Below are 25,801 nucleotides of genomic sequence, written 5' to 3' on the forward strand. Positions count from 1 at the left end.
GCCCCGCCTCAGCCCGCCAGCCGTCCCCGGGTCGCCCCGCCGCCGAAGGACGCGGGGAGGAGGCCCGCGAGGATGATGCCGCCGAGGAGGGCGCCGCCCAGGGCGCGGGTGGGGCGGGGGGTCGCCGGATCGTAGGGCTGGCCGTAGCTGCCGACGTCGTGTTCGGCGAGGGCCCGGGCCTGGCGGGCCAGGGAGTCCGCCTCCCCCGTCTCGTGCAGGGCGGCGGCCCCGTCCGTCCTGCCCAGGGACTCGGCGAGGGCCAGATGCCGCTCGGCCTCGGCCAGCCGGGTGCGGGCGCGGCTGCCGACCGCGCCCCGGTGGGTGCTGATGAAGTCCCGGGCCGCCGCCACCTCGCCCCGCGTGGCGGGCATCGCCCGCGCGAGTCGTGCCCGTCGGCGCTGCTCGCTCCGGCCCGGCGGCATCCCGGAGACCGCGTCGAGCAGCGCCGCCGACTCCTCGACCCGGCGTAGCAGGGTCCCGGGGTCGTAGCGCCCGGTCGCCATCTCCCGCTCCGCCTCGGCCAGCACCTCGGTGGCCCGTGCGGCCCGTCGGTCGAGGTCCGCCGCCGGGATCGGGGCGGCCTTGGCGTCGGCGAGGGCGGCGCGCAGCCGTGCGGTCGCCCCGGTGAGTTCGCTCGTGCGCCGCAGCACGGCGGTGGTGAGGGTGCGGGCCTGGGACAGGGCGGCCTCGGCGGCCCGCAGGGAGATGGCCGCCCGGTCGCCGTCTCGGGCGGTCAGGGCGCCGCGGGCCTCGGTGAGGGCGGCGGTGGCGAAGGCGAGACGGTCACGGGCCTCGGCGGGGTGGCGGGCGACGGTGTCGATCGCGCTGTCGGCGCAGCGGTGGGCGAGGGAGGCGAGCGCGGCCTCGGCCGCGTCGAGGCGGGGTGTGAGGGCCTTGGCGGCGGCCTCGGCCCGGGCGAGTATCCCGGCGCCGTTGACCTTGATGTCGCGCAGCCGGTCGAAGGCCTCGGACTCGGCGTCGAGGCGCCGGTTGGCGCTGGTGCAGCGGGAGCAGATCTCGTCCAGCGCGTGGCGGCGGATCTCCTCCTCCTCGTACGGGTTGTCGTCCAGCCACTGCCGCAGCCGGAAGGCGTCGGACAGCTCGCCCCGCGCGTAGGCCACGGCCTCGGCGAACGGGCGGGTCACCGCGACCCCCAATTGGGCCCTGGCGAAGAGGAGTTCCTCGGCGCTGGTGCGGACCGCGTCGTCCGTTCCGACGAGGTTCCGTGCGGCCTCGGTGTCCAGCTCGGGGAGCGGTGTCAGCGGTTGGGCCATTCGGGCGAGGCCGGGCGGGGTGCTCGTGGCGAGGACCGGTGGCCGGCTCCCGGCGCGGCGGCGGGCCGCGCGCCGGGAGCAGACGTACAGGCCGGTCAGGCAGGCCCCGGCGGCCAGGGCCGTCGGCAGCCACACCCGGCGGTTGCCGGGGACGAGGCCGCCGCCGGGGTCGCTGTTGCCGGGGACGATGACGGGCGCCCGGACCCGTTCCCCGCGCAGCACCGCCCGGTAGCCGTCCGCGGCGCCGATGGCGGCGCCCGCCCAGTCGTGGCCCTTGACAGCGGGGGCGATGGCGGTGTCGGCGACCTCGGAGAGCTGGTCCTGGCGGAAGCCGGAGTCCGTGGCGGCCGAGACGGCGTAGCGGCGCACATGGGTGCCGACGGCGAGCAGCACGTCGCGCGGGCCGAGGCCGTTGCGGTCGGCGGTGGCGTCCGCCCAGTCGTGGCCGTCGCGGCCGGAGAAGTCACGTACGTAGGTCACGTACAGCCGCATCCGGTGCTCGGCGTGGAGCCGGCCGAGAGCGGCTTCGACCTGGTGGCGGCGCTGGCCGAGGGCGCCGACGGTGTCGGTGATCCGCCCGGGGGAGTCCAGGTCGAGGGGGGTGTCGGCGCGTGCGGACGCCATCGGCGGGAGCAGCAGGACGCACAGCGCGAGGAGGGCGCCGACGACGGCCCAGCCTGCCGCCCTCGGCCCGTCCCGCCTCGAAAGCTGCGTCACATTTCGGAGCGTATGGCCGTATCGTCCGGCCCGCTACCGGGAGGTCCGGGCCGTCCACGCACCGTGGCGGGGCCGCCGAGCGGGGCGGGCGCCGCCCCGCTCGCGCGGCTTCCTCAGGGCTCGCGCCGGCGGATCTTGTTCCCGAGCCAGACCAGCGGGTCGTACTTGCGGTCCACCGCCCGTTCCTTCAGCGGGATCAGCGCATTGTCGGTGATCTTGATGTGCTCGGGGCAGACCTCCGTGCAGCATTTGGTGATGTTGCAGTAGCCGAGCCCGTGCTCGTCCTGTGCCGTCCGCTTGCGGTCGAGGCCCGCCTCCGCCGCCGCGTCCAGCGGGTGCATGTCCAGCTCGGCGACGCGCATCAGGAAGCGCGGCCCGGCGAAGGCGGTCTTGTTCTCCTCGTGGTCACGCACCACGTGACACGTGTCCTGACACAGGAAGCACTCGATGCACTTGCGGAACTCCTGTGAGCGGTTCACGTCCTCCTGCCGCATCCGGTACTCGCCCGGTGCCAGCTTCGCCGGTGGGACGAAGGCCGGGATCTCCCGCGCCTTGGCGTAGTTGAAGGACACGTCCGTGACCAGGTCCCGGACCACGGGGAAGGCCCGCAGCGGGGTGACCGTGATCGTCTCCGTCCGGTCGAAGACGGACATCCGCGTCATGCACAGCAGCCGCGGCCTGCCGTTGATCTCGGCGCTGCAGGAACCGCACTTTCCCGCCTTGCAGTTCCAGCGCACGGCCAGGTCAGGGGCCTGGGTGGCCTGGATGCGGTGGATGATGTCCAGGACGACCTCGCCGTCGTTGACCTCCACCGTGAAGTCGGCCGGGCCGCCGCCGTCCGCGTCGCCCCGCCACACCTTGAAGTGGGCCTCGTACGAGCTCACTCAGGTCAGCTCCTCGTCCGTCAGGTACTTCGCCAACTCGTCCTTCTCGAACAGCCCGAGAAGATCCGCGCGGATGGGCCGGGTCTCCCGGCGCTCCAGCCGGATCCGGCCGAGCGCCGGATCACCGGTCGCCGGTTCGGCCGGGCCGCCGGACAGCCGGCACACGAGATTGACCCGGCGCCAGCGCCGCTCCATGTCCGGGTAGTCGTCGCGGGTGTGACCGCCGCGGCTCTCCCGGCGCTCCAGGGCCGCCCGCGCCACGCACTCGCTGACCAGCAGCATGTTCCGCAGATCGATGGCCAGGTGCCAGCCGGGGTTGAACTGCCGGTGCCCCTCGACCCCGGCGCGCCCCGCCCGGTCCCGCAGCTGCGCCAGCTTCTCCAGCGCCTGACGCATCTCGGGCTCCCGCCGGATGATGCCGACGAGGTCGTTCATCGTCTGCTGGAGCTCCTGGTGCAGGGTGTACGGATTCTCCGGCGGGCGCCCCGGCTCGATGCCCGGCGGGGAACCCTCCGCGCTGAACGGGCGCAGCGCCTCCGCCTCCGCGAGGTCGATGTCGGACCCGGCGGGTGCGGGGCGGTCCGCACTCGCGTGCCCGGTGGCGTACTCCGCCGCGTGCAGTCCCGCACGGCGGCCGAAGACCAGCAGATCGGAGAGGGAATTCCCGCCGAGCCGGTTGGAGCCGTGCATACCGCCCGCGACCTCGCCCGCCGCGAACAGGCCCGGGACGCCGACGGCGGCCGTGGTGTCCGGGTCGACGTCGACGCCGCCCATCACGTAGTGGCAGGTGGGGCCGACCTCCATGGGCTCGGCCGTGATGTCCACGTCCGCCAGCTCCTTGAACTGGTGGTGCATGGAGGGCAGCTTGCGCTTGATGACCTCGGCGGGCAGCCGGGTCGACACGTCCAGGAACACCCCGCCGTGCGGTGAGCCCCGCCCGGCCTTGACCTCGGAGTTGATCGCACGGGCCACCTCGTCACGGGGCAGCAGCTCGGGCGGCCGACGGTTGTTCGCCTGGTCCTCGTACCAGCGGTCGCCCTCCTCCTCGGACTGGGCGTACTTCTCCTTGAAGATGTCGGGCACGTAGTCGAACATGAAGCGTTTGCCGTCGCTGTTGCGCAGCACCCCGCCGTCGCCCCGGACCGATTCGGTGACCAGGATGCCCTTCACCGACGGCGGCCAGACCATCCCCGTGGGGTGGAACTGCACGAACTCCATGTTGACCAGCGACGCCCCGGCGAGCAGCGCGAGCGCGTGCCCGTCGCCGGTGTACTCCCAGGAGTTGGACGTCACCTTGAAGGACTTGCCGATGCCGCCGGTGGCCAGGACCACCGAGGGCGCCTCCATGACGAAGAAGCGCCCGGACTCCCGCTCGTAGCCGAAGACGCCCGAGACCCGTTCGCCGTTCTCCTCCTTCAGCACCCGGGTGACCGTGCACTCCTGGAAGACCTTCAGCCGCGCCTCGTGATCGCCGAACTCCCGCTCGTCCTCCTGCTGGAGCGAGACGATCTTCTGCTGGAGGGTGCGGATCAGCTCCAGCCCCGTGCGGTCGCCGACGTGCGCGAGCCGGGGGAATTCATGGCCGCCGAAGTTGCGCTGGGAGATCCGCCCGTCGGGCGTGCGGTCGAAGAGCGCGCCCCAGGTCTCGAGCTCCCAGACCCGGTCGGGAGCCTCCTGCGCGTGCAGCTCCGCCATCCGCCACTGGTTGAGGAACTTCCCGCCACGCATCGTGTCGCGGAAGTGGACCTGCCAGTTGTCGCCCGCGTTGACGTTGCCCATGCTGGCGGCGATGCCGCCCTCGGCCATCACCGTATGGGCCTTGCCGAACAGCGATTTGCAGATGACGGCCGTCCGCGCGCCCTGCTCGCGGGCCTCGATCGCCGCGCGCAGGCCGGCGCCGCCCGCGCCGACCACGACGACGTCCCAGGACTGCCGGTCGACTTGCGTCATCAGATGTGTCCCTCTCCTAGAAGAAGCGCGGATCGTCGAAGGCGCCCGTGGCGAGCAGATAGACGTAGAAGTCGGCCACCGCCACGCTGATCAGGGAGGCCCAGGCGAGCAGCGCGTGCCGTGCGTTGAGCTTCGAGACCCAGCCCCACAGGCGGTAGCGGACGGGGTGCTTGGAGAAGTGCTTGAGCCGGCCGCCGACGATGTGCCGGCAGGAGTGGCAGGAGAGGGTGTACGCCCAGATCAGTGCGACGTTGACGAGCAGGATCAGGGAGCCCAGGCCCATGTGGCCCCACGCGTAGTGCTCGTCACGGAAGCCGAGCACGGTGTCGTAGGTGAGGATCCCGGCGACCAGCACCGCGAAGTAGAAGAAGTAGCGGTGGACGTTCTGGAGGATCAGCGGGAGGCGGGTCTCACCGCTGTACGTCCGGTGCGGCTCGGCGACGGCGCAGGCGGGGGGCGAGGCCCAGAAGCCCCGGTAGTACGCCTTGCGGTAGTAGTAGCAGGTCAGCCGGAAGCCGAGGGGGAAGATCAGGATCAGCAGGGCGGGGGACAGGCCCCACCACGCGCCGAAGATCTCCCAGTTGGGGCCGCCGCGCATCGGCACGCAGTTCTCCGCCAGACAGGGCGAGTAGAACGGCGAGACATAGGGCGCCGCGTAGTAGTCGGTGTCGGCGAAGGCGCGCCAGGTGGAGTAGACGATGAAGGCGAACAGCCCGGCGGCCGTGCCGGCGGGCGCCAGCCACCAGCGGTCACGGCGCAGATGGCGGTCCGGGATCGCGGCGCGCGAGGGGTGGTGGACGCCGCCGCGCGCGCGGTCACCGGCGGTGACGGCGGGGGCCGCGTTGGTTTCGGGCTCGGTACCAGTGGCCAAGAGGGACTCCGGGGAGGAGCGAGGGGTGGGCGGTGCCTTCCGTGTCGGAACGGACCGCGGTCGTCAGGGCGCGCGCCGGTCGCGGGCCCCGAGGCCCTCGTCGTCCTCGGCGTCCGACCACAGCGAGCGGTCGTACGGGGTGTCGGGGATCGTCACCTTCTGCGGGGCCGGCCGCTCGGCCGGCGGGGTGCCGCGCAGCAGCGCGAAGCTCTCCCGCAGATGGCTCGCGTCGGTGCGTACCCGTCGCATGTCCAGGCCGCCCGGGTCCAGGTCCTTCTCCAGCTGCCCGAGCGAGCGGTCGAGATCGTCCAAAGAGCGCTGAACGGCCGTCAAGTCGTCATTCAAGGACATGGTTTGCCCTCACTTCCGCGGTCGGCGGTCGGCTGTTGCGGGTGGAGACGCTGATGCGACTGAGAGTGTCGCGCGTCACAGCCCTCCAGGGGAAGATAGCCGCCGTGATCTCCCGTTCGCGGGATCATTCGCCGTGCGACCGCCCTTCGCCGAGCCGTTCGACCAGGCGGGTGGCGTGTTCGCCGACGGCGCCGTGTCGGCCCGGCTTCCCGCGGACCGTCGCATTCAGTGGTGGGCAGTAGATGCGATCAGCGGCGCATTACGCCGAATGAACGATCCCGGCCCAGTCCGGCGGAGGTATCACCATGGCCCCCCTCTCGACCCGCCCCCGGTCCCGTCCTCGCCGCTCCGTCCTTCTGCTCGCGGGTGTGCTGCTCCCGCTGCCCGTCCTCGGCGGCTGCGGCGCGGGTGACAGCGGCGACGACCGGGCGGGGGCGCCGCGGGACATCGCCGCGCTCCCGCCCGCCCAGACCGCTGGGAACGGCACGCTGAACTGGGCGGTGGACGCCCTGCCCGGCACCTTGAACGCCTTCCAGGCCGACGCGGACGACGCCACCCAGCGCGTCGCGGGGGCCGTGCTGCCCGCCCTGTTCACCATGGACGAGCGGGGGCGCCCGCAGCGCGACGGGGACTTCCTGAGGTCGGCGGAGGTCGTCCAGCGCGAGCCCCGGCAGGTCGTCGTCTACAAGCTCAACCCCAAGGCGGTGTGGAGCGACGGGCGGGCGATCGGCGTGGAGGACTTCGAGGCGCAGTGGAAGGCCCTGCGCGGCAAGGACAGCGCGTACTGGACGGCCCGGAACGCGGGCTACGACCGGATCGACCGGATCGAGCGGGGCGCGGACGCCCACGAGGTCAAGGTCACCTTCGCGAAGCCCTACGCCGACTGGCCCGCGCTCTTCACCCCCCTGTACCCCAAGAGCGTCATGGGCAACGGGAACGCCTTCAACGACGGCGCCCGCAATGAGCTGAAGACCGTCGCGGGCCCCTTCAAGATGGGCGCGCGGGACAACAAGGAGGGCACGCTCACCCTCGAACGCAACCCGAAGTGGTGGGGCGACCGGGCTCGGCTGGACAAGCTCGTCCTGCGGGCCGTGCCGCGCGGGGAGCGGGCCGACGCGCTCGCCAAGGGCCTGCTCGACCTGGCCGACATCACCCCGGCGGACGCCGCCCGGATCACCCTGGCCAACAACCCGCCGAAGAAGGACACCGCGGCGTCGAAGGGCAAGCCCGCCCTGGACGACCCGCCCCGGGACGCCGCGACCGCCGGGCTGCGCAAGGTGACCGTCCGTAAATCCCTGGAGCCCGCCTACACCCAGCTCGCGCTCAACGGCTCCACCGGCCCGCTCGCCGACGAGCGGGTGCGCAAGGCGGTGGCCCGGGCCATCGACCGCAGGGCGCTGGCCGAGTCCGTGCTGGGCCCCCTGGGGCTGCCCGCCGAGCCGCTCGGCAGCCATGTGCTGCTGGCCGGCCAGGACGGTTACGAGGACAACAGCGACGCCATCGGCGGCAAGGACGCCCAGGCGGCCCGGTCGCTGCTGGCCGACGCGGGCTGGCGGGAGAAGGGGGCGGGGCGCGGCACGAAGGCTACTGGCAACCCCGCCGACGCGGCCGGGAAGGACTCGACGGGTAAGGACGGGGCCGGGAAGGGCTCGGCCGGTAAGGAAGAGGACCCGAAGAGCGACCGGGACGGCGGCAAGGCGGCCCCCGCGGCCCCGGCCCGGATCAAGAACGGCAAGAAGCTCACCCTGCGCTTCGTCGTGCCGGACGGCGCCGGTACCGAGCCGCTGCACGGGGTCGCCGACGGGATCGCCCGGCAGCTGGCCGCGGTCGGCGTCGGCACGAAGATCACCAAGGTCGACGGCGGCGGCTACTTCAAGGACCACATCGCGGCCGGCGACTACGACCTGGCCCTCTACTCCTGGCCCGCCACCGCCTTCCCGGCCACCGACGCCCGCCCGGTCTTCGCCAAGCCGCAGCCCGCCGCCGACGGCTCGTTGCTGGTGGAGCAGAACTACACCCGGGTCGGCACGGACCAGATCGACCAATTGTTCGACCAGGCTTCCACCGAGCTGGACGCCGACGCCTCCCGTGATCTGATCGCCCGCGCGGACGCCCGGATCTGGGCCGCGGCCGGGTCGATCCCCCTCTTTCAGCGCCCGGAGCTGACGGGGGTCCGCAAGACGGTGGTCAACGCCGGCGCCTTCGGTCTCGCCACTCCCCGGTACCAGGACCTCGGTTTCCGGGCACAAACGGCTGGGTAGATACTCCACTTCCCCGGAGTAACCCCAGGTCAGAGGTGCTCCCAGCGGGCTGGGGAGGCTGTAGTCGGCTCGGCCCCGTACCATGGAGAGTGGCCGTGGCGTGTTCTGCCCGGCGGGCGCGCGTACCGGACCGTACGCGACGCCATCCTCAACCCGGGAGAAGCGCCGCAAGTATGCCCACCCGCCACGACATTCGTAACGTCGCCATCGTCGCCCACGTCGACCACGGCAAGACGACCATCGTCGACGCCATGCTCAAGCAGGCCGGCGCCTTCGCCGCGCACGCCGCCGAGTCCCTCGACGACCGCATGATGGACAGCAACGACCTGGAGCGTGAGAAGGGCATCACGATCCTGGCCAAGAACACGGCGGTCAAGTACCACCCGAAGGACGGTGGCGACCCGATCACGATCAACATCATCGACACCCCCGGCCACGCCGACTTCGGTGGCGAGGTCGAGCGTGGTCTGTCGATGGTGGACGCGGTCGTGCTGCTGGTCGACGCCTCCGAGGGCCCGCTGCCGCAGACCCGCTTCGTGCTGCGCAAGGCGCTCGCCAAGCGGCTGCCCGTCATCCTGTGCATCAACAAGACGGACCGCCCGGACTCCCGCATCGACGAGGTCGTCAACGAGACGTACGACCTCTTCCTCGACCTGGACGCCGACGAGGACCAGATCGAGTTCCCGATCGTCTACGCCTGCGGCCGTGACGGCATCGCCTCGCTGACCAAGCCGGAGGACGGCACCGTCCCCGCCGACAGCGAGAACCTGGAGCCGTTCTTCTCCACCATCCTGGAGCACGTCCCGGCCCCGACGTACGAGGACGAGGCGCCGCTGCAGGCCCACGTCACCAACCTCGACGCCGACAACTTCCTCGGCCGTATCGCGCTGCTCCGCGTCGAGCAGGGCGAGCTGCGCAAGGGCCAGACCGTCGCGTGGATCAAGCGTGACGGCACGGTGTCCAACGTCCGCATCACCGAGCTGATGATGACCGAGGCCCTCACCCGCAAGCCCGCCGAGGTGGCCGGCCCGGGTGACATCTGCGCCGTCGCCGGTATCCCCGACATCATGATCGGCGAGACCCTGGCCGACCCGGAGAACCCGATCGCGCTGCCGCTGATCACGGTCGACGAGCCCGCGATCTCCATGACCATCGGCACCAACACCTCGCCGCTGGTCGGCCGCGGTGGCACGGGCAAGGGCGCGGACGCCAAGTCCGCGGTCAAGGACCGCAAGGTCACCGCCCGCCAGGTCAAGGACCGTCTGGACCGCGAGCTGATCGGTAACGTCTCGCTGCGCGTCCTGGACACCGAGCGCCCCGACGCCTGGGAGGTGCAGGGCCGCGGTGAGCTGGCGCTGGCCATCCTGGTCGAGCAGATGCGCCGCGAGGGCTTCGAGATGACCATCGGCAAGCCGCAGGTCGTCACCAAGCAGGTCGACGGCAAGACCTACGAGCCGGTCGAGCGCCTCACGGTCGACGTGCCCGAGGAGCACATGGGCGCGGTCACGCAGCTCATGGGCACCCGCAAGGGCCGCATGGACAACATGTCCAACCACGGCTCCGGCTGGGTCCGCATGGAGTTCGTCGTCCCGTCCCGTGGCCTCATCGGCTTCCGTACGGAGTTCCTGACGAACACCCGCGGCACCGGTATCGCCCACTCCATCCACGAGGGCCACGAGCCGTGGTTCGGCGAGCTCAAGACCCGTAACAACGGCTCCCTGGTCGCCGACCGCGCCGGTGCCGTCACCGCCTTCGCGATGACGAACCTCCAGGAGCGCGGTGTGCTCTTCACCGACCCGGGCACCGAGGTGTACGAGGGCATGATCGTCGGCGAGAACTCGCGCGCCGATGACATGGACGTCAACATCACCAAGGAGAAGAAGCTCACCAACATGCGCTCCTCCTCCGCCGACTCCTTCGAGGCGATCGTCCCGCCGCGCAAGCTGTCGCTGGAGCAGTCCCTGGAGTTCTGCCGCGACGACGAGTGCGTCGAGGTGACCCCGGAGGCGGTCCGCATCCGCAAGGTCGTCCTGGACCAGAAGGAGCGCGGCCGCACGGCTTCCCGCGCGAAGCGCTAAGGGACACGGCGCCAGGCGCCGGCCCTTCTGTGCATCCCGCCCGGTCCGCCGGGTGGCCTCGAGGCCCGGGGCCCCGCTACTCGTAGCGGTGGCCCCGGGCCTCTGGCATGCTCGGGGGCCGGATGGCAACGGATTATCCGTCAGGTTTACCCCTCCGGACGTCCGGTGAGCGGACGGGAAAATCCGTAACTCGTGTTAACAGTCCGTTTCGCGTGTGTCTGTCTGTGATCACTTTGTCCGGATTTAAAGCCTCCGGGTGTGATCGATGTGACCAAAGCGAGACCCTTTAAGTGTGGTTTACAAGGCGGTCCTACTTAATAGTTGGGTTCACTGAGCTCGGGTCAACGGGTCACGCGCTGTGGGGAGCGCCGACTCACGAGCACACTCGGGGTGCCGGTTCCGTCTCCGCTGTCAGGGGTGTCAGCGTGGGGCCGGTGCCTCTCTTGTAGTGATAAGTGGACTCCTGAGGAGGCATTCCCATGCGCGGTGCCAAGAGCGCCAAGTGGGTCACGGGCGCGATAGTCGTGGCCATGGCTGCGACCGCCTGCGGCGGCGACAAGAGCGACAGCGGAAGCGGTCTGACCGATGGCAAGGTCGACCCCAACGGCACGCTGGTCGTTCAGACCAGTGAGCCGCAGAACCCGCTGCAGCCCGCGAACGCCAAGGAGAGCCAGGGCCACCGCGTCCTGAAGAGCCTCTTCTCCGGCCTGGTGACGTACGAGCCCGGCACCGGCAAGATCCGGAACATCAACGCCGAGTCCGTCACCTCCTCGGACGCCCAGCACTGGACCGTCAAGCTCAAGCCGGGCTGGAAGTTCCACAACGGTGAGCCCGTGACCGCCAAGTCCTACGTGGACTCCTGGAACTGGTCGGCCAACACCAAGAACAACCAGATCAATTCGCAGTGGTTCTCCGACATCGAGGGCTACGACGACGTCCACCCGGCCAAGGGTGAGGGCGACCCGAAGTCCGACAAGATGTCGGGCCTCAAGGTCGTCAGCGACACCGAGTTCACCATCGCGCTCAAGTCGAAGGTCTCGTACTTCAACTACAAGCTCGGTTACTCGGTCTGGTACCCGCTGCCCGACGCGTTCTTCAAGAACCCCAAGGTGTACGGCCAGAAGCCCGTCGGCAACGGCCCGTACAAGTTCGAGTCCTGGGACCACAACGACAAGATCGTCGTGAAGCGCTTCGACGGCTACCAGGGCCCGGACAAGGCGAAGAACGGCGGCATCACCTTCAAGAACTACACGACCGCCGACGCCGCCTACAACGACCTGCGGTCGAACAACCTCGACTGGGTCGAGCAGATCCCCGACACCTCGCTGACCAACTACAAGCAGGACCTCGGCGACCGGGCGATCACCAACGAGTACTCGGCGATCCAGGACGTCGCGTTCGCCTTCTACACCGACCAGTGGAAGAGCATCAACCCGAAGGTCCTCACCGGCCTGTCGATGGCGATCGACCGCGACACGATCACCAAGACCACGCTGCACGGCTCCCGCGTCCCGGCGACCAGCTTCGTCGCCAAGGGTGTCATCGGCTACCAGGCCAACTCCTGTGGCGAGGCCTGCACGTTCAACCCCGAGAAGGCCAAGCAGTACATCAAGGACGGCGGCGGCGTCCCCGGCAACAAGATCTCCATCCAGTACAACGCCGACCAGCCGCACAAGACCTGGGTCGACGCGGTGTGCAACAGCATCCGTAAGTCCACCGGTATCGAGTGCGTCGGCGACTCCAAGCCGAACTTCAAGGCCGACCTCGACCAGCGTGAGAAGAAGCAGGTCAAGTCGATGTACCGGTCCGGCTGGGTGCTGGACTACCCGGTCAACGCCAACTTCCTGCGTGACCTCTACGGCTCCAAGGCCGACGGCAACCAGGGTGGTTACGAGAACAAGGAGTTCGACGAGCTGGCCGCCAAGGCCGACCAGGCGAACACCCTCGACGAGACTGTGAAGCTCTACCAGGAGGCTGAGAAGACCCTGGCCAAGAAGCTCCCGGTCATCCCCCTCTGGTACTACGCGACCAACGCCGGTCAGTCCACGAAGGTCTACGGCAAGATGCCGTACGGCCAGGACGGTGACCCCATCCTCACCGACGTTCAGGTGAAGCAGAAGTAACCCAGGGACAACCGTTGAGGCCGGTGCCGCCGCATACGTCGGCGGCACCGGCGCACCCGCGAGCGTTAGCGCCATCCTCCTCCACCCGCAGGGGCACATGCGTCCGACGCCGCGGATGCGACTGACATGGAGGCGACATGGGGCGCTACGTCGCGAGGCGACTGCTCCAGATGATCCCGGTGTTCATCGGGACCACTCTGCTGATCTTTCTCATGGTGCATGTGCTGCCCGGCGACCCGATCAAGGCGCTGTGGGGCGACAAGGCGGCGGACCCCGCCCAGGTCGCGGTGCTGCGCCATAAGTTCGGGCTCGACCTGCCCTTGTGGCAGCAATACACCAATTACATGGCCGACCTCTTCCAGGGGAAGTTCGGCGAGACCTTCGGCGGCCGTCAGGTCTCCGACCTCATGGCGGAGTCCTTCCCGGTCACCATCCGGCTGGCGCTCGTCGCGTTCGTCATCGAGGTGATCCTCGGCATCACCCTCGGCGTCTTCGCCGGGCTCAAGGCCGGCAAGGCCGTCGACACCGCCGTGCTGATCTTCACCCTGCTGGTGATCTCGGTGCCGGTCTTCGTCCTCGGCTACATCTTCCAGACGGTCTTCGCGACCGAACTCGGGTGGGTGACACCGAGCGTCCAGGACTCCGAGGACTTCACCCAGTTGATCCTCCCGGGTGCCGTGCTGGGCTCACTGTCGCTCGCCTATGTGGCGCGGCTGACCCGCACCACCATCAGCGAGAACGTCCGCTCCGACTACATGCGCACCGCGCTCGCCAAGGGCCTGCCCCGGCGGCGCATCGTGGGTGTGCACCTGCTGCGCAACTCGCTGATCCCCGTCGTCACCTTCCTCGGTACGGACATCGGCGCCCTGATGGGCGGCGCGATCGTCACCGAGGGCATCTTCAACGTGCAGGGCATCGGCCAGCAGCTGTACCGGGCGGTCAGCCAGGGCGAGGGCACGACCACCGTCGGGATCGTCACCGTCCTGGTCATCGTCTTCCTGTTCACCAGCCTGATCGTCGACCTGCTCTACGCGGTCCTGGACCCGAGGATCCGGTATGCCTGACGTGACCAAGACCCCGGCCGCCTCCGACACCGTCCTCACCTCGGACGAGACGGTCGCGGCGAACGTGCCCGCGGTGCCCGCCACCGGCAAGCCGCGCAGCCTGTGGAGCGACGCCTGGCAGCAGCTGCGCCGCAATCCCCTCTTCGTCATCTCCGCGCTGCTGATCGTGCTGCTGCTGGTGATGGCGATCGTCCCCACGCTGTTCACCAGCGTGGACCCGCGCAGCGGCGATCTGACGAACCACTTCATGTCCAAGCCGGAGTGGGGCCACGTCTTCTCGCCCGAGTGGTTCGGCTACGACAAGCAGGGCCGCAGCATCTACGCGCGTGTCATCTACGGCGCCCGCGCCTCGATCAGCGTCGGCGTGCTCGTCACCCTCGCGGTCACGATCCTCGGCGGACTGATCGGCATGCTCGCCGGCTACTACGGTGGCTGGATCGACTCGGTGCTGTCCCGCTTCACCGACATCTTCTTCGGCATCCCCTTCTTCCTCGGTGCCATGGTCATCCTGACCTCGTTCACCGACCGGGAGCTGTGGGTGGTGGCCGGGTCCATGGCGTTCCTCGGCTGGACGCAGATCGCCCGCGTCATGCGCGGTTCGGTGATCACCACCAAGCAGTCCGACTATGTGACGGCCGCTCGCGCGCTCGGCGCGGGCACCGGGCGGATCCTGTTCCGGCACATCCTGCCGAACGCGATCGCCCCCGTCATCGTCGTCGCCACGATCGCCCTGGGCGGCTACATCGCCGCCGAGGCCACGCTGTCGTACCTGGGTCTCGGCCTCGCCGACCCGACGATCTCGTGGGGCATCGACATCTCGGACGCCAAGGACGCACTGCGGGACGCCCCGCACGTCATGTTCTTCCCCGCCGGCATGCTCTGCCTCACGGTGCTCGCGTTCATCATGCTCGGCGACGCGGTGCGCGACGCCCTCGACCCCAAGCTGCGCTGAGGGAGGCGTAACCGTGACCACTCTTGAGAAGACCGCGAACGTCCCCGAACCCCGTTCGGCCGACGACGCGAGCACTCCGCTGCTCGAAGTCCGCGACCTGCACGTGGAGTTCCACACCCGCGAGGGTGTCGCCAAGGCCGTCAACGGTGTGAACTACACCGTCGACGCCGGCGAGACCCTGGCCGTGCTCGGCGAGTCCGGCTCGGGCAAGTCCGTGACCGCGCAGGCGATCATGGGCATCCTCGACATGCCGCCCGGCAAGATTCCGCAGGGCCAGATCCTCTACCGCGGCCAGGACATGCTCACCATGTCGGGCGAGGAGCGGCGGCAGATCCGCGGCCGGAAGATCGCCATGATCTTCCAGGACGCGCTGTCCTCGCTCAACCCCGTCCTGAGCGTCGGCTACCAGCTCGGCGAGATGTACCGGGTGCACCAGGGCCTGTCCAAGAAGGACGCCAAGGCCAAGGCCATCGAGCTGATGGACCGCGTGCGCATCCCGGCCGCCAAGGAGCGGGTGGGTGACTACCCGCACCAGTTCTCGGGCGGTATGCGCCAGCGCATCATGATCGCGATGGCGCTGGCCCTGGAGCCGGACCTCATCATCGCGGACGAGCCGACGACGGCCCTGGACGTGACGGTGCAGGCGCAGGTCATGGATCTGCTCGCGGAGCTCCAGCGCGAGTTCAACATGGGCCTGATCCTCATCACCCACGACCTCGGTGTCGTCGCGGACGTCGCCGACAAGATCGCGGTGATGTACGCCGGCCGGATCGTCGAGACCGCGCCGGTCCACGAGCTGTACAAGCGCCCCGCGCACCCGTACACCCGTGGCCTGCTGGACTCGATCCCGCGCCTGGACCAGAAGGGCCAGGAGCTCTTCGCGATCAAGGGCCTGCCGCCCAACCTGACGCGGATCCCCGCCGGTTGTGCCTTCAACCCGCGCTGCGTCAAGGCGCAGGACGTCTGCCGCACCGACGTCCCGCAGCTGCACCAGGTCACGGAGCCGGACGGCGCGGCGTTGCCGGGCCGCGGCAGCGCGTGCCACTTCTGGAAGGAGACGATCCATGGCTGAGCCCACCAGCGAGTCCGGCAAGAAGGGCGAGGCCGTGGCCGACGCGACGCCGAACGTCACTGAGGTCGTGCACACCGACGCCAGCACCACCGCCGAGGTCGAGGCCGTCCTCGACGCCCCGGTCGAGCGCGGCGAGCCGATCCTCCAGGTCCGAAACCTTGTCAAGCACTTCCCGCTGACGCAGGGCATCCTCTTCCGCCGGCAGGTCGGCGCGGTCAAGGCGGTCGACGGGATCTCCTTCGACCTCTATCAGGGCGAGACCCTCGGCATCGTCGGCGAGTCCGGCTGTGGCAAGTCCACGGTCGCCAAGCTGCTGATGACGCTGGAGACCGCCACGTCGGGCGAGGTCTTCTACAAGGGCCAGGACATCACCAAGCTGTCCGGGCGCGCCCTGAAGGCCGTGCGCCGCAACATCCAGATGGTGTTCCAGGACCCGTACACCTCGCTCAACCCCCGGATGACGGTGGGCGACATCATCGGGGAGCCGTACGAGATCCACCCCGAGGTGGCGCCGAAGGGCGACCGGCGGCGGAAGGTCCAGGAGCTGCTGGACGTCGTCGGCCTGAACCCGGAGTACATCAACCGGTATCCGCACCAGTTCTCCGGCGGTCAGCGGCAGCGCATCGGCATCGCGCGCGGCCTGGCGCTCAACCCGGAGATCATCATCTGCGACGAGCCCGTCTCGGCGCTGGATGTGTCGGTGCAGGCGCAGGTCATCAACCTGATGGGGAAGCTCCAGGACGAGTTCAACCTCTCCTACCTCTTCATCGCGCACGACCTGTCCATCGTGCGGCACATCTCCGACCGGGTCGGCGTGATGTACCTCGGCAAGATGGCCGAGATCGGCACGGACACGGAGATCTACGAGCACCCGACGCACCCCTACACCCAGGCGCTGCTGTCGGCCGTCCCGGTCCCCGACCCCGACGCCCGCGAGCGCCGGGAGCGGATCATCCTGACCGGCGACGTGCCCTCCCCGGCGAACCCGCCGTCCGGCTGCCGCTTCCGCACCCGCTGCTGGAAGGCGGAGGACCGCTGCGCGGAGGAGGTCCCGCTGCTGGCGATCCCCGAGGTCTTCGCGGGCAAGAAGACTCCGGCGGCACACGAGTCCGCGTGCCACTTCGCGGAGGAGAAGGACGTGGTGGGCGTGGCGTAATCGCTCGCGCTCGGCGTTTGATTCAGCGGGGGCTCTCCTGGACGTCATGTCCGGGGGAGCCCCCGCTTGCGTTGTCGCGGCAGGTGGGTCAGCCGCTGACCGCGATCGCCTCGACGCGCGGCTCCGCGACCTTGAGGTAGTCGTCGGTGGAGAGGGCGAGGGAGCGGTCGAGGCGAGCGGCGTTGAAGAAGAACTCGTGGTGCGCGAGCAGCGCCGGATCGACGATGAGCTCCAGCTCGGGATCGAAGGAGAACGGCAGGATGGTTCCGCTCGCGCAGCCCGAGAGCTTTTCGGCGACGTCCTGCGAGGCGAATCCCGCATAGGTCCCGCCGAGCAGGCCCTTGACCGCGGCGAGGTCGACGCGCTGCTCGCCGGACACCACGGCGAGCACGTAACGTTTCGTCTTCTTGCCCAACTTCACCATGATGACGATGCACTTGGCGGCCTGCGCCAGTTCGTGCCCACGCAGTCGGCTCACGGCCTCGGTGCCGCCCTCGGCCTCGTGGTCGATCGTCCGGTAGGTGGCGCCGTGCTCGTCGAGCAGGGCGATCAGCTTCTCGTACGTCTCGTACATCTCGCCCGACGCCATATCCCCACCACGTCCTCACCGTTGAACTGCTGTGACGAAAAAGGTTCAGTGTGCATGAGTATGTCAGATGGGGTGTGGCTACCCACCTGATGCAGGGGCAACGGGCGTTGCCCCTGGCTCAGTTCGCGGGATCGACTTGGAGGTGGGCGGAGAGCTGCTGGAGGACGGTCCATGCCTGGGCGTCCGTGCCGTCGCCGAGGGGGTAGTACAGGGCGGGCCGGGCGTCCGGGCCGAGGTGGACGGGGCGGAGGTCGAGGGGTGGGCGGCGGGCGTGGTCGAGGCCGATGGTGTGGACGTCGGCGGCACCGAGGGTGAAGGAGATGGGAATGGGCGGTGCCTCGAAGCGCGGCGGAACAGCGAGGTCGCGGCGGGCCCGGCGCAGCGTGACGAGCATGGAGGTGAGGCCGTGCTCGGCGACGAGGGTCCGGGCGAGGGGCTCGATCGCGTCGAGCGGCGGGGTCTCGTCCTCGCCGTAGCCGAGGGTGAGGGTGATGTCCTCCGCGACGCCGTCGGGGGTGCGGGTGACGCGGTGGGTGGCGATAGCGGGGCGGTCGGGGTGACCGACGGCGAGCAGGTGGGTGGGCTCGGGGGAGCGGTCGCGGGCGAGGTCCGTCAACTGCTGGGTGGACCACCGCAGGTTGACGGGCTCGGCGGTGCCCCAGCCTGCGGGCGCGGCGCCGGTGAGCGCGCTCCAGGCGGCTTCCAGGGAACGGCCGAGCACGAGGCTGTCGTCGGCGCGGTGCGTGACGCGGAACGCGACGCCGAGCTGTCGCTCGGTGGCGGGGGCGCTTTCGGTGAAGACCTTGGCGGCGGACCGCTCCCCGGCTTCGTCGACGACGGGGGTGAAGGTGCCGTGCTGCCAGTGCAGGACGGCGCCGGAGAGCCCGTCGTAGTAGCCGCACTCGGGGTCCTGCACGACCCAGCGGTTGGGAGCCCCGGCCAGAGCGGTACGCAGGGGCAGGCTGAGCCGCACGTGGGCCGGGGTGACGATGTGCAGCGCGAGCCCGGCGTCGGTGACCTTCCGCAGGATCGCGGACAGCCAGGCCGTCAGCGCGAGGACGGGCCGGTCGGCCAGGACCACGGCGGTGGAGTCGGTGAGGACGTCCACGGTGAGGGCGTCGTCGTCACCGTTGGCGGCGACGGTTTCTGCGGCGGTGGTCCGGACGACGTCGGTGGTGGCGGCCCCGGCGGGCCACACGCTCCCTCCGAGCAGGGCGGTGAGCCGCCCGGCGACGGACCCGGCCAGCGGCCCTGCCTCCGGCACGGCGGTAGAGGCCCGCACTTCGGACCACCAGTACGGCACGGGGGGCTCGCTGACGTCGCCCCCGAGCAGCCGCTCGGCCTCGCCGGGCACGTGCACGAGCAGCGGCGCCTCCAGCGAGACGAGCGGCCGTCCGTCCGCCGCGTGCAGTTGGATGACGGCACCGTCGTGCCCGCTACTGACCTCGAGTTCGGGCCCACCCGCGAAGAGCCCGGCCAACACGGCCCAGGAGTCGGGCATGTCGGGGGTGAGGGCTATGACGTCTTTCATGGCGGTGTCCTATTGTGCGCGGGTGGGCGGGTGACAGGGTCTCGGCTGGGGCCATGAGCGATCTGCCGGAACACCGAATCGCCTACCGGCCGTGACGGCAACATAGACCAGGAACCCTTACAGGACGGCCAGAGGCCCACGTTCCGCATCGCTGGGACCCTGACCGGTGAGCTCCGCTGGCCTGTTGCCTGCCCGTTCTTAGTCAGCGACGTCTTGCGCCTGATAGCCAAGAAGGCCGCTCGCATAAAGGCCAGGCAGCATTCGATCAAGGTACCAAGGCAGGTCGGTCATCTCTTCCGCTACGTGAAGCCTTCGCCGGTTAATTGAAGGTGAGAATGAAACCTGAGTCCTATCGGCGAAGAACAGGAGCAGTCCTCCCGTTTCTCCTTCCTGGCTGTAGATGGAAATTCCTACCACACGCCCATGATTCTTTGGGGAATCGAGATCGGAGATGACCTGATTGCTGGAATCAGGGGTGGTGCTTACCCATTCCAGATCGCCATCCTCATCCTCGCTGGCGTGCGAGATCCCGAGGGGCTCCACGGGCGACCAGCCCGACCGGGACAAGGATTCCACCACTGAAGAGACCGTGACGGGCTCCTGGAAGGTGAAGTCGACATCGACTGTTCGAGACATTTGAACACTACTCCTTTGGGACTATCTTCCAGTTGTAGCCCTTCTTTTCGAGCCACTTTACGATGTTGTCGGGGATCTCCTTCTCGGAAATGAGCAAAAACTCTTTACCGTGCTCGGTCGCGATGCGGCGTGCGTCGCCGAGGTTCGACTTGAATTTAAGCATGGTCTTCGGGTCGCGATTTACTCTATCCCAATAGGACCCAGATTTGGCTTCGAACCAAGTTTTTGCGTCCGCCTTCCCGCCCGGATAGCTTCCGTCGAATTCGCGGCCTCCTTCTCGGAAGGAGTCGCCCCCTCCCATTTTCCCTTGGAGGTACTCCTCGTACTCTCTGCCGCGCCTCTGGGCGGCTGCGCCCTTTGATTCTGTTGCGCCTGTCTGCTCAGCGGGCGTTCGCCCAGACCCGTGGTGCGTCTCTCCGTGGCTCGGCATGCCGCCGTCACCTCGTGGGCCAGCGCCGTCGGGGGAGTGGCCCGCTTGAGGGTGCCCGTCGTGGTGGGAGCTATCGGAAGCGTGTGAGCCCCCTCCGGGGGTGCCGCCATCGCGAGACGGGGGCGGATCGGGCGGGCCTGTGGGAGGTTCATGGCTCGCGGACGGGCGTCGGCCGAGCTCGTCGGCTGATCCTCCGGGCTGGTGGCTCGCGGAGCCGCCCGGCGGGTGGTCGGCAGCCCCGCCGGGGACGTTGTCACCGGTGCGTCCGGCCGAGGCCGTGACGTCGGAACCCGCACGGGCGCCTGCGCCGACCGGAACCCTCTCCGGCTGGGACGCGCGAGCGTGCTCGGCGGCGCGTTCCGTGGCCGAGAGCTCCTTCGGGACCTGATCCGCAGGCTGCTTGACCTTGCCGTGCTCGTCGAAGAGCTCGCCGGTCCTCGGGTTCAGGTAGACCGGGCGGCCCTTGCTGTCGACCAAGGGCGCCGCCTCATCGGGCAGGCCGGCAGGGCGTCCCGGCAGTTTGGCCGCCGCAGCCTCGTCCTCCAGGCGGAATGTTTCTCCGGCGATGCGCAAAGACGTACCGGGGTTCAACGTCTTCAAGCTCGACATCAGATCGCCGACCTTGACGAAGGCGAACTTTCCGGCCTTGCCGACGTACGTCATCGGGTCGATGAGCCGGCCCACCTTGCCCGCCGCGGCGAACGTCTTCGCCACGGCCCCGCCCTTCGCGGCTGCTCCGGCGCCGCCGAAAGCAGTGGTCAAGACGTTGAAGGTGACCCCACCGGCCGCTCGGGCGGGGTTCTTGCCCCACTGGTCATAGGCGACGAACGCCTTGCCGGTCTGCTTCATGGTGGTGCGGGAATCACGGAACCAGGCCGGCATTTGGTCGTCGGACGCCATCCAGTAGGCGCCCGACAGGGGCGAGATACTGATGATCACGCCCGTGGCCAGCTTGGCCAGGCCCGTCCATGCCTCACCGGCCTTGCCCCAGCCCTCGGAGCCGAACAGGGTCGCCACGCCCTTGGCGGTGCCGACGATCCCGTCCATGACGATGCCGTCCCACAGGTAGCTCTTGGCCTGGTGGCGCAGCCAAGCGAGGCCCGTGTACTCCCGCTCGGCCATGCTTCCCCAGGGGGTCTCCTCGGCGTGGTCGAGGTCACTGGCCTTGTAGCCGTACATGTTGGGCTTGTGGGAGCCGTCATCGGCAATCAACGACGTGCCGCCCACCAGGGCGACGATCTTGTCGTGGCAGGCGCGCTCGGCGGCGTGGAAGGCGTCCACAGTGGCGTTGACGCTGTGCCAGAGCTCGTTGTTGCGGTCGACCTTCTTCTTGTCCTTGTGCCAGTCGTCGTCGTTCTCGACGCTTTCGACGAAGGCAATGGCCTGTTCCTTGAGGGACGCGAGTTTGTCCGCCAACGGGCGCACTTCGCTCGCGTAGGCGTCCAGTGCCGAGGAGACCTTCTCCAGGTCGTCCGCGAACCCGTCGGACTTGGTCGCGACGGGGGTGGTGGTGGCAAAGAGTTTGTCCGCTTCCGGGGCCTTGTAGCAGGCCGACAGGCCCTGGAAGGAGGAGTGCACGGCCGCGCCGGAGTCCCGGAACAGTTTGGCCTGCGAGGCCAGGGACTTGGACTCTTTCTCCAGCGTGCCTAACTCGCCGACGAACTGCGGTATGCCCGTCGGAATGATGAGGTCGCTCACTTCTTCCCCTGCCCGGGCATCTTGATGACGGGCTCCTTGAGCGCCGCGTTGTGTGCGTCGGCTGCCATCTTCAAGTCACCCTCCATGTAGGCCTGGGTGGCTTTCTGGGCTCCGTTGAGAGAATTGACGGTGCGCTGCGCGATATAGGCCAGGTCCTTGCCCCATTTCGAGCCGAACTCCGCCAGCGCCGCCCCTACCGGGCCCTTCGGGGCGTTCCCGCAGTACATACCGCTGATCGTGCCGGCAGCGATCGCAGCGGCCGGCAACGACTTCTGCACGGCCTGGCCCGCCTTCGACAACCCCTCGGCGGCCTTCCCGCATCTCGTGAGTACCGCGCCCACTTCGGACGGAACAATGTCCCAAGCCGTCATGAAATCCCCCAGATCCCCGATCCCCGCACCATGTGCACTCCCGCCACACAGCCCCCACTGAATGGCATCCATGTCTATCGAAAACATGTTGTATGCGCAAAGCGGTTACGTGCCATGTGGCGTGATTGGTGCACATGGGGCGGGGTGGGCCCTCGTCCCGGGGCAGGTGCCTCGGCTCAGGCGGCGGGCTTACAGGTGATGTCCCGCGCGGGCAGGGTGCCCCGCAGCAGGTAGTCGTCCACGGCCTTGTCCGCGCAGGTGCCAGGGCGGGAGACGATGACCGCATGGGTACGGATCGGGACGGTCACCAGGACCGAGCCGCGCATGGCCCGGTGCATGCCGAGCCCCTGCTCGTAGGAGGTGCGGGTGTCAACGGTCGCCTGGAGCTGTAGCGCGGGCACCTTGTTGTTGATCTCCGTCAGCTTTTCGCTGGGGCGATCCTTCCAGAAGGCGCACGGAAGGGGGCCGTTGAGGGCCGGGCCGAAGACCGGCTGCTCGGCGCGGGAGCGTTCGACGGCTCGCCAGTACCACTCGGGGTCCCGGGGCATGGTGGTGTCCGCGCAGAGCACCGCGAGTTGACCGGAGATGCCCGCGCTCATCCCGGAGCCCGCCGGATCGGACATCACCTTGAGCTGCTCGAGCAGGTACGGATGGGGGGTGTTCGCCTTGCCGTCGGCAGCGTCGAGGAGGTTCCGCACGACCTCGGCGTACTGCGTGTTCTTCTGGGCGTCCACTCCCAAGTCGAAGAGGAAGAGCGGCAGATCGTGCCCGTCCACCCGGTACGGGCCGACCTTGACCGGCTCCTTCATGGCCCGCTGTACGAGCCCCTCGACGGTGCTGCGGACGGCCGCGGGCGTGGCGCCGAGGCGATACCGGCTGTGGCGGGGCGCGGCCCATGCGGCGAATTCGTCCAGAGCCTTCTCGTTGACGGGCCCCATGTCCTGGGCCAAGCGCATGTCACCGTATTTGACCGGGTCGGGGGCGCTGTCCAGTACCAGACGGTCGACCCTCTCCGGGAACATCTGCGCGTAGGTGGCGCCGAGGACCGTGCCGTACGACTGCCCGAACCACGAGGTCCGGCGCTCGCCCAGGACCGCGCGGACGATATCGACGTCGCGGGCGATATTGCGGGTCGAGTAATGCGCGAGCGTGCCGGAGTACTTCGCGGCGCACTTACGGGCGTCCTGCCGGGCCAGCCGTACGTTCTCGTCGAACCCGGCCCGGTCGTTGCCGGCCGAGCGTATCCAGGCCGTACGGGGCAGCCCGCAGTCCAACGGGTTGCTCTCCCCGACCCCGCGATGGTCCATGCCGATGATGTCGTAGGCCGCCGCCACGTTGGCGCTGAGCCGCTTCCGTAGTTCGGCGGGCATGGACAGGCCGGGGCCGCCGGGGCCGCCGGGGTTGGTCTGGAGTATCCCGCGTCGCGCTTTGCCATTGTTTGCGGCCTTGATGCGCGATATCGCGATCTGTAAAGTCCGCCCGTCCGGGTCGCGGTAGTCCAGCGGCACGGTGACCCGCGCGCACTCGGTCCCGCTCGCCGCCAGCTTCTCGTCCTGGCACGCGCCCCAGACGACTCTCTGCTCCCTGAACCGCTCCAACCCGTCCTGCTGCGCCGGAGCCGGCTTCTTGGGGCTCGCGGCGAAGCCGGTCCCTGTGGCGACGGTGGCGAAGGTGAGGGTGAGGGCGGTGACTACGTTCCGTTTTCTCATGCCTCGACGCTATGGAGCGGGGGCGCTCCGCTCCATGGGTTGATCCCCCGTATGCGTTGGGGGGTTTGCCCCCGTATTGGTGCTACGGCCCGGGGGCGTCAGCCCGCCGGGATGGAGCCGCGCTTCAGCCCGGTGATGAACGCCGCCCAGGCGGCGGCCTCGAAGAGCAGGGTGGGGCCCTGGGGGTTCTTGCTGTCGCGGACCGGCGTCAGGCCGGGGATGCCGTCAGCCACCTCTATGCATTCGCCCTGGGTTCCACAGTAAGAGCTTCTACGCCACGTGACAGAGACGAGGTTCATACGTGCCTCATTCCATATCCTTGATGACATGCCCAATGTGGTCGCGTGAGGCCGCAACGTCCAGCGCCGTTGCGCATAGCTGCTGGAAGAGCTTGCTGTAGGTCGCCAGTTCGTTGTCCCGCTCGAAGTGAAGGTTACTCACGTAGGACTCGGTGTGAACCACGTCGAGATCGCTGCGGAGCGGGAACTGCAGGATCACGAAGGGGCCGAGCAAGCCCGAGTGGGCGCCTGTGCCGAACGGCAGCACCTGAATGGTGACGTGGGGTTCGTCGGAGAGGGCCAGCAGGTGTCGGAGCTGGTTGGCCATGGCTTTCGGGCCGCCGATCTGGCGCCGCAGGGTCGCTTCGTCCAAGACGGCCCACACATGCAGCGGATCCGTCCTGCGGAGTGCGGCGTTCTGCCGGGCCAGCCGGACATTGACCAGGGCGTCGATCTCCTGCGGCGGCGAATCCGGCTGGAGCGTGGCGCTGATCGCCCGGGTGTACTCGGCTGTCTGGAAGAGCCCGGGAACCAGTGTCGCCGCGAAGGACCGCATCGAGCACGCCTCGGCCTCGAAAGCGATGTACTCCGCGTACCGCTGTGTGATCACGTCGGAGTACGGCGTCCACCACATCCTCTGCCGGACCTCTCGGGCGAGCGTGGCAAGGGCCTCCCGCCTTTCTGGGGGCGTGACCTGATAGGAGTCCAGAGCGTCCTCCACCTCGTGGGGACGGATGCCGGAGCGGCCGGTCTCGACCCGGCTGACCTTGGACTGGGGCCATCCGAGACGTTGGGCCATCTCATTGACCGTCAGGCCGAGTTCCTCGCGGATGCTGCGTAGTTCCAAGCCGAGCATGCGACGACGCACGGTAGGTAGCGCGGTCACTCTGAGCCTCCCCCGAGGGTGCGGTGGTGAGTTCAGAGTGTCTCGCATGGCTCCGGGGCGGGGGCGCCGCGATTCACACGTCTATATGCACTTTCACGGATTCGATTGTTGGCGCGCGTCCGGGTGTGCATGCTTCGTGGAGCAGCCCTGCTGGTTTCTCCTCCGAGGGCTGTCACAGGGCACCCGTGTGCCCAAAACAGGAAACCCCGGCGACTGTGCGACCAGTCCCGGGGCATGGCCAACGCTGATTGAGGAGCGTCAACGTGGAGAAGTGTATCTACCGCTGGTTCAGCTGGGCGAGAGCTCTGTGCGGACTGATGGTCAACCGCCATGAGCAGCAGGTTCGCTGTCCCGCTCGGCCCGCCGAATCCCCGCGACCGCCGGCCCCCGCCGCCTTCGCGCGGATGTCCGCGCACGGCATCGACATCGTCACCCGCCCGCAGGCGGCGGGCCGGTGACCGATCACGAGCGACCACCGCTTCCCGCCATCGGGGCACTGGTGCTGGACGCCCGGCGGGATCGGGTCGGTGAGGTGATGGACGTCATCTGCGGGCGGGTGTTACTGCGAGACCCTGCCGGTGGACGGGAGTGGGAGGCCCTCCCGTGCGACCTCCGTCCGGCGACCACCGGTGACGCGCTGCGCGCACGCGTGGCCGGCGTCAACGACCAGGCCGCGCGAGGTCGGCTATGAGCGGGGAGGCCGTTGCGGCGGCGTCCGTTGCGACAGGGGCCGTGGAGGCGGGCCGTCGATGCGAAGGCTGCCAGGAGATCAAGCGCAAGCGTGCCCGCGCGCTGGCCGCCGGGGATGTTCAGGAAGCCGCCGCGCTGACCACCGCCATGGGGGTGCATCTGCGTGTGACGCACGAGTACCCGTGATCGACCCCTGAGTCGTCGGGCGCGGCTCGATCGGCCGCGCCCGA

Annotated in this window: 23 protein-coding genes; 10 read left to right on the top strand and 13 right to left on the bottom strand. The window is 69.1% G+C overall.

Annotated elements, in window-relative coordinates; all coding sequences use genetic code 11:
- Positions 1 to 8: 8 nt before the first annotated feature.
- The 5 genes from ACZ53N_RS02895 to ACZ53N_RS02915 form a co-directional block, all read right to left on the bottom strand.
- Positions 9 to 1,991, bottom strand: a complete 1,983-nt coding sequence (locus ACZ53N_RS02895) for a TPM domain-containing protein (RefSeq protein ID WP_469139185.1) — start codon at positions 1,989 to 1,991, stop codon at positions 9 to 11.
- A gap of 113 nt (positions 1,992 to 2,104) precedes the next feature.
- Complete coding sequence (locus ACZ53N_RS02900; RefSeq protein ID WP_469139186.1) at positions 2,105 to 2,875, bottom strand: succinate dehydrogenase/fumarate reductase iron-sulfur subunit; 771 nt, start codon at positions 2,873 to 2,875, stop codon at positions 2,105 to 2,107.
- Complete coding sequence (locus ACZ53N_RS02905; RefSeq protein ID WP_469139187.1) at positions 2,876 to 4,825, bottom strand: fumarate reductase/succinate dehydrogenase flavoprotein subunit; 1,950 nt, start codon at positions 4,823 to 4,825, stop codon at positions 2,876 to 2,878. It lies immediately after the preceding gene.
- A gap of 16 nt (positions 4,826 to 4,841) precedes the next feature.
- Complete coding sequence (locus ACZ53N_RS02910; protein ID WP_469139188.1) at positions 4,842 to 5,696, bottom strand: hypothetical protein; 855 nt, start codon at positions 5,694 to 5,696, stop codon at positions 4,842 to 4,844.
- A gap of 63 nt (positions 5,697 to 5,759) precedes the next feature.
- Entirely contained in the window at positions 5,760 to 6,047 is a 288-nt protein-coding gene (locus ACZ53N_RS02915) for a hypothetical protein (RefSeq protein ID WP_469139189.1), read from the bottom strand.
- Between the two features lie 305 nt (positions 6,048 to 6,352).
- Between ACZ53N_RS02915 and ACZ53N_RS02920 the strand changes: the two genes are divergently transcribed.
- The 7 genes from ACZ53N_RS02920 (at position 6,353) to ACZ53N_RS02950 (ending at position 16,753) form a co-directional block, all read left to right on the top strand.
- Positions 6,353 to 8,308: an ABC transporter family substrate-binding protein gene (locus ACZ53N_RS02920; RefSeq protein WP_469139190.1), complete on the top strand. Its 1,956-nt coding sequence runs from the start codon at positions 6,353 to 6,355 to the stop codon at positions 8,306 to 8,308.
- 173 nt (positions 8,309 to 8,481) lie between these two features.
- Positions 8,482 to 10,386 (top strand): translational GTPase TypA, encoded by a 1,905-nt coding sequence (gene typA / locus ACZ53N_RS02925; RefSeq protein WP_390149224.1) that lies wholly within the window; start codon positions 8,482 to 8,484, stop codon positions 10,384 to 10,386.
- Between the two features lie 479 nt (positions 10,387 to 10,865).
- Positions 10,866 to 12,509, top strand: coding sequence for a peptide ABC transporter substrate-binding protein (locus tag ACZ53N_RS02930; RefSeq protein ID WP_469139191.1), 1,644 nt, complete (start codon positions 10,866 to 10,868; stop codon positions 12,507 to 12,509).
- Positions 12,510 to 12,646: 137 nt separating this feature from the next.
- Positions 12,647 to 13,573, top strand: a complete 927-nt coding sequence (locus tag ACZ53N_RS02935) for an ABC transporter permease (RefSeq protein ID WP_356450130.1) — start codon at positions 12,647 to 12,649, stop codon at positions 13,571 to 13,573.
- A complete protein-coding gene (locus ACZ53N_RS02940; RefSeq protein WP_184733028.1) occupies positions 13,566 to 14,525 on the top strand; it encodes an ABC transporter permease in 960 nt (319 codons plus the stop codon). The genes ACZ53N_RS02935 and ACZ53N_RS02940 overlap by 8 nt, the downstream gene beginning before the upstream one ends.
- A 13-nt stretch (positions 14,526 to 14,538) precedes the next feature.
- Positions 14,539 to 15,597 carry an ABC transporter ATP-binding protein gene (locus tag ACZ53N_RS02945; protein ID WP_469139192.1) on the top strand — a complete coding sequence of 353 codons (1,059 nt, stop codon included), beginning with the start codon at positions 14,539 to 14,541 and terminating at the stop codon, positions 15,595 to 15,597.
- Positions 15,590 to 16,753, top strand: coding sequence for an ABC transporter ATP-binding protein (locus ACZ53N_RS02950; RefSeq protein ID WP_469139193.1), 1,164 nt, complete (start codon positions 15,590 to 15,592; stop codon positions 16,751 to 16,753). The genes ACZ53N_RS02945 and ACZ53N_RS02950 overlap by 8 nt, the downstream gene beginning before the upstream one ends.
- A gap of 88 nt (positions 16,754 to 16,841) precedes the next feature.
- Here the strand turns inward: ACZ53N_RS02950 and ACZ53N_RS02955 are convergent, their stop codons facing one another.
- From ACZ53N_RS02955 to ACZ53N_RS02990, 8 genes are all read right to left on the bottom strand, one after another.
- The gene (locus ACZ53N_RS02955; RefSeq protein WP_469139194.1) at positions 16,842 to 17,342 is read right to left on the bottom strand and encodes a YbaK/EbsC family protein; all 501 of its coding nucleotides are present in this window, start codon (positions 17,340 to 17,342) and stop codon (positions 16,842 to 16,844) included.
- 118 nt (positions 17,343 to 17,460) lie between these two features.
- Complete coding sequence (locus ACZ53N_RS02960; protein WP_469139195.1) at positions 17,461 to 18,873, bottom strand: DUF6177 family protein; 1,413 nt, start codon at positions 18,871 to 18,873, stop codon at positions 17,461 to 17,463.
- Positions 18,874 to 19,071: 198 nt separating this feature from the next.
- The gene (locus ACZ53N_RS02965) at positions 19,072 to 19,509 is read right to left on the bottom strand and encodes a hypothetical protein (RefSeq protein ID WP_469139196.1); all 438 of its coding nucleotides are present in this window, start codon (positions 19,507 to 19,509) and stop codon (positions 19,072 to 19,074) included.
- Positions 19,510 to 19,516: 7 nt separating this feature from the next.
- On the bottom strand, positions 19,517 to 21,637 hold the full coding sequence (locus ACZ53N_RS02970; RefSeq protein WP_469139197.1) for a hypothetical protein: 2,121 nt from the start codon (positions 21,635 to 21,637) through the stop codon (positions 19,517 to 19,519).
- The gene (locus ACZ53N_RS02975; protein ID WP_469139198.1) at positions 21,634 to 22,095 is read right to left on the bottom strand and encodes a DUF6507 family protein; all 462 of its coding nucleotides are present in this window, start codon (positions 22,093 to 22,095) and stop codon (positions 21,634 to 21,636) included. Before ACZ53N_RS02975 ends, ACZ53N_RS02970 begins: the two co-directional genes overlap by 4 nt.
- Positions 22,096 to 22,184: 89 nt before the next feature.
- A complete protein-coding gene (locus tag ACZ53N_RS02980; protein WP_469139199.1) occupies positions 22,185 to 23,717 on the bottom strand; it encodes an alpha/beta hydrolase in 1,533 nt (510 codons plus the stop codon).
- 98 nt (positions 23,718 to 23,815) lie between these two features.
- Positions 23,816 to 24,046, bottom strand: a complete 231-nt coding sequence (locus tag ACZ53N_RS02985) for a DUF397 domain-containing protein (protein WP_469139200.1) — start codon at positions 24,044 to 24,046, stop codon at positions 23,816 to 23,818.
- On the bottom strand, positions 24,024 to 24,881 hold the full coding sequence (locus tag ACZ53N_RS02990; RefSeq protein WP_469139201.1) for a helix-turn-helix domain-containing protein: 858 nt from the start codon (positions 24,879 to 24,881) through the stop codon (positions 24,024 to 24,026). Before ACZ53N_RS02990 ends, ACZ53N_RS02985 begins: the two co-directional genes overlap by 23 nt.
- Before the next feature lie 263 nt (positions 24,882 to 25,144).
- On the opposite strand from ACZ53N_RS02990, the gene ACZ53N_RS02995 reads away from it, so the two are divergent.
- From ACZ53N_RS02995 to ACZ53N_RS03005, 3 genes are read left to right on the top strand one after another with little or no spacing between them, the layout of a single operon-like run.
- Complete coding sequence (locus ACZ53N_RS02995; protein ID WP_469139202.1) at positions 25,145 to 25,339, top strand: hypothetical protein; 195 nt, start codon at positions 25,145 to 25,147, stop codon at positions 25,337 to 25,339.
- A complete protein-coding gene (locus tag ACZ53N_RS03000; RefSeq protein WP_469139203.1) occupies positions 25,336 to 25,572 on the top strand; it encodes a hypothetical protein in 237 nt (78 codons plus the stop codon). The genes ACZ53N_RS02995 and ACZ53N_RS03000 overlap by 4 nt, the downstream gene beginning before the upstream one ends.
- Entirely contained in the window at positions 25,569 to 25,757 is a 189-nt protein-coding gene (locus ACZ53N_RS03005; RefSeq protein ID WP_469139204.1) for a hypothetical protein, read from the top strand. Before ACZ53N_RS03000 ends, ACZ53N_RS03005 begins: the two co-directional genes overlap by 4 nt.
- The last annotated feature ends 44 nt before the right edge of the window (positions 25,758 to 25,801 follow it).

This window comes from Streptomyces sp. NPDC033229 (assembly GCF_055576875.1).